Genomic DNA, 3,891 nt, shown 5'->3' with positions numbered 1-3,891 from the left:
TTTTTATACTTCGTCTGGAAAAATTTTACCAGGATTTAGAATATTATTCGGATCGAAAACACGTTTAATACTTTCCATTAATTCTAGATGTGTTCTTGTGAAAGCAATATCCATATAGTTTTTTTGCACAAAACCAATTCCGTGTTCGCCAGATAATGTGCCTTTTAAGGAAACTGTTAATGCAAAAATTTCACGAATTCCAAGTGGAACTTGTGTCAGCCAGTTATCATCAGACATAGCTGCTTTTATGATGTTTACATGTAAATTTCCGTCACCAGCATGACCATAACAAACCGATTTGAATCCGTATTTATTTCCTATCGATTTTATTCCTTCTAATAATTTTGGTAATTCATATCGAGGCACAACGGTATCTTCTTCTTTATAAATAGAATTTGATTTTACGGCTTCGGCAACCGAACGACGCATTTTCCACAACGCATTTTTCTCGTCTTCTGTGTCGGCAAATAATACTTCGTCAATTTCAAATTGCTCTAAAACCGTCATGATTTTTTCGGCTTCAGAAAATAAAATATCTGGATAATTTCCGTCAACCTCAATCAATAAATGCGCTTGAACTTCGTCTTTTACGTTTACACTGATGTCGTCATGGTATTTTAATGTCCAATCGATTGCATCGCGCTCCATGAATTCTAACGCACTTGGTACAATTCCTGCTCTAAAGATAGCTGAAACCGCTTCGCAAGCCTGACTTGCTTTGTAAAAAGGAACTAACATCAATACATTATGAGCATTCTGTGGCAGTAATTTTAAAACAATTTTAGTAATAATTCCGAGTGTGCCTTCGCTTCCAACCATTAACTGCGTTAAATTATAACCAGTAGAATTTTTTAAAGTATTTGCGCCAGTCCAAATGATTTCTCCGTTGGGTAAAACTACTTCTAAATTAAGAACATAATCTTTGGTAACACCATATTTTACGGCACGTGCGCCACCCGAATTTTCGGCAACGTTTCCTCCTATCCAACAACTTCCTTGACTGCTTGGATCAACAGGATAGAATAATCCTTTTACGGCTACAGCTTCGCGCAAAACCTGAGTAATTACTGCTGGTTCTGTTATTATTTGCAGATTATTTTCGTCAATTTCTATAATTTTATTGAGACGTTCCATCGATAAGCCGATGCCTTTGTAAATCGATAAAGCGCCACCGCTTAAACCAGTCCTTGCTCCTATTGGCGTGGTTGGAATTTTATAATCGTTGGCTACTTTAAGAATTTCAGAAATTTCGAATGCGTTGGCTGGTTTTATAACAACACTTGGTGGAAAAACATAATCTTCGGTTTCGTCGTGACCGTAATGGTTTCTTGTTTCATCGTCGGTGAAAACGAATTGTTCTCCTACTATTCTTATTAATTTTTGTAGTACTTCTGGATTGAATTGCATTTTGTGTAAATTGAGAAGTAAAAGTAGAAAAAAATGTGATTAGTAAAAAGTAATATTGATTATTGAAATTATATTAAGATAAATTTCTTTTGAAAAGATGATTTTACAAAAAACCACTACTAGTTATCCCGAAGCTTCGGGAACGATGCAAGAATTGTTTGAGCTCTCCCGATTTTTATCGGGAAGCGAGTTCTTGCAGCAGGAACATGGAAAACAAAAAATGCGCAAGCGATTCGCTCCTGAATTATAAAATTACATTTTTAAAATATAATACCAAAAAGCAAGAGAAATAAAGGAAAGTGGAATTCCAATGCCAATCATCATGCTGCTTAATTTTGGTTTTAATCCGTAATTTGAAGCTAATATTGAAGCAGTTATCATTGGTGCCATTGCCGATTCCATGATTGACACGGTGATTTCTAATTGGTTTTCGCCCAAAATTATTCGATACAATAAAAAGAAAAACGCAGGCATAAGAAAAAGTTTGAAGAACAAACCTAAAGTTAAAAACGACCAATGCTTGCTTCTTGTATCAATTTTTAATTGCAATCCAACGGCAACTAAGGCAACTGGAGTAACGGTATTTCCAATTTTTAAAAAGGAACTTTGTAGTGAATTTGGAAAATCTAATGACAAAATAGTACACAAAATGGCGATGGAAAAAGCTATAAAAGGAGGAAACTTAAGAATCTTCATAAGAATTTCTGAAGTATTTAAATTACCTCTTGAGAAACTTGCTGCAACCAAAATTCCCAATGTTGTAACCACTACAAATGAACCTGGTTGATCTACAATTATGGCGGTTTTTAAACCTTCTGGACCATACAATGCTTCAATAATTGGAAATCCAACGAAAGAAGTATTGCTCAATCCGCCTGTTAAAATAAGGCATCCAATTAGTTTTTTTGACCATTTTAAATACGTTCCGATGGAATAGAAAAAGAGGAATGATAATCCAAATCCGAGCCAAGCAATTCCTAATGGATATAAAAGTGCTAGTGAAATTGTAATTTTAGGAATGTAATACAAGGCCAAAGCCGGAAGCGAAACATAAATTACATATTGATTTAGACTTTGGTAAGCATTTTTAGGAAACTGAGGTACTTTTTGAAGCGCCAAACCTAAAAATAAACATAAGAATAAAAGAATAATGTTTTCCATTTTATAAAAATCACTACAAAATTACTATTATAAATTGCACGTTGGTTTTTTTAACGCTTTTTTAATGTTTTAATCTAAAAAGAATATTACATTTGTAACATATTTTATTACAGTATGATTTCAGGTAAATTTGCTATTTCGATTCATATTTTGACTTTGCTTTCAAAATTTCCAGACGAATATCTTTCGTCTGAATTTATTGCGAGCAGCGTAAATCTCAATCCAGTATTGATTAGGAAAGAAATTGGAAACTTGAAAAAAAACAATATTGTAATTAGTAAGGAAGGAAAAAATGGAGGAACAAAATTAAATATTTCTCCATCAAAAATTACATTGCAACAAATATTTGAATCAACATTTGAAGAAATAACCTTGGGATATTCAAAAAAAGAACCCAATCCAAAATGTCCTGTTGGCAAAGAAATTAACACCAATTTGAATCATTTGTATTCCGATTTGAATAAAACAATTATGAATCAACTAAAAGGAATTACCTTAGAAGAATTTGCTAAAAACTTTTAGCTTTTTTTTAAACTAAACTGTAACATTTTTTATTACTATTAAATATTTTAACTTATGAAAATCGCAATTATTGGAGCTACAGGATTTGTAGGCTCAAACATTTTAAACGAATTATCAAGTCGTAATCACGAAATTACAGCCATTGTTAGAAATCCGAAAACGGATGATAATTCAACTATAAATTGGATTAAAGCTGATGTTAATGAAGTAGAAAATCTTTCAAAACTAGTAGCAGGACATGATGTTGTTGTTAGCGCATTTAATCCGGGTTGGACAAATCTGAATATTTATGAAGACTTTTTATTGGGAGCAAAAAACATTCAAGAAGCCGTAAAATTATCTGGTGTAAAGCGCTATATTACTATTGGTGGCGCTGGAAGTTTATTTGTTGCTCCAAATTTACAAGCTGTTGACACACCCGATTTTCCTAAAGCAATATTTCCTGGCGCATCGGCAGCGAGAGATTATTTAAACATTCTTAAGGAAGAAAAAGAATTGGATTGGGCATTTTTTAGTCCGGCTTTTGAAATGCATCAAGGAATTACCACTGGAAGAACTGGAAAATACAGATTAGGATTAGAAAATCCAGTGGTAGATGAAAACCAAAGAAGTATTTTATCTGGTGAAGATTTAGCTGTTGTTATTGCCGATGAAGTTGAAAATCCAAAACACCATCAAGTTCGATTTACTGCGGCTTACTAAACTATTTGTAATTTTTTAAAATGTTCGGTTTTCTATGACAAAAGAGTTGTGGAAAACTGAACATTTTTCGTTAATTTTACTTCATTAAATTCTACAAGT

Annotated in this window: 4 protein-coding genes; 2 read left to right on the top strand and 2 right to left on the bottom strand. The window is 32.9% G+C overall.

The window, feature by feature from the left end; genetic code table 11:
• Positions 1–3 precede the first annotated feature (3 nt).
• Complete coding sequence (locus DIU01_RS11595; RefSeq protein WP_290834619.1) at positions 4–1,407, bottom strand: FAD-linked oxidase C-terminal domain-containing protein; 1,404 nt, start codon at positions 1,405–1,407, stop codon at positions 4–6.
• A gap of 252 nt (positions 1,408–1,659) precedes the next feature.
• The gene (locus DIU01_RS11590) at positions 1,660–2,568 is read right to left on the bottom strand and encodes an AEC family transporter (RefSeq protein ID WP_290834617.1); all 909 of its coding nucleotides are present in this window, start codon (positions 2,566–2,568) and stop codon (positions 1,660–1,662) included.
• 114 nt (positions 2,569–2,682) lie between these two features.
• On the opposite strand from DIU01_RS11590, the gene DIU01_RS11585 reads away from it, so the two are divergent.
• Both DIU01_RS11585 and DIU01_RS11580 read left to right on the top strand, forming a co-directional pair.
• A complete protein-coding gene (locus tag DIU01_RS11585; RefSeq protein WP_290834616.1) occupies positions 2,683–3,090 on the top strand; it encodes an Rrf2 family transcriptional regulator in 408 nt (135 codons plus the stop codon).
• 54 nt (positions 3,091–3,144) lie between these two features.
• Positions 3,145–3,792, top strand: coding sequence for an NAD(P)-dependent oxidoreductase (locus tag DIU01_RS11580; protein WP_290834614.1), 648 nt, complete (start codon positions 3,145–3,147; stop codon positions 3,790–3,792).
• The last annotated feature ends 99 nt before the right edge of the window (positions 3,793–3,891 follow it).

The organism is Flavobacterium sp., from assembly GCF_003525665.1.
Lineage (GTDB): Bacteria > Bacteroidota > Bacteroidia > Flavobacteriales > Flavobacteriaceae > Flavobacterium.
This window is presented reverse-complemented; position numbering and strand designations above follow the sequence as displayed.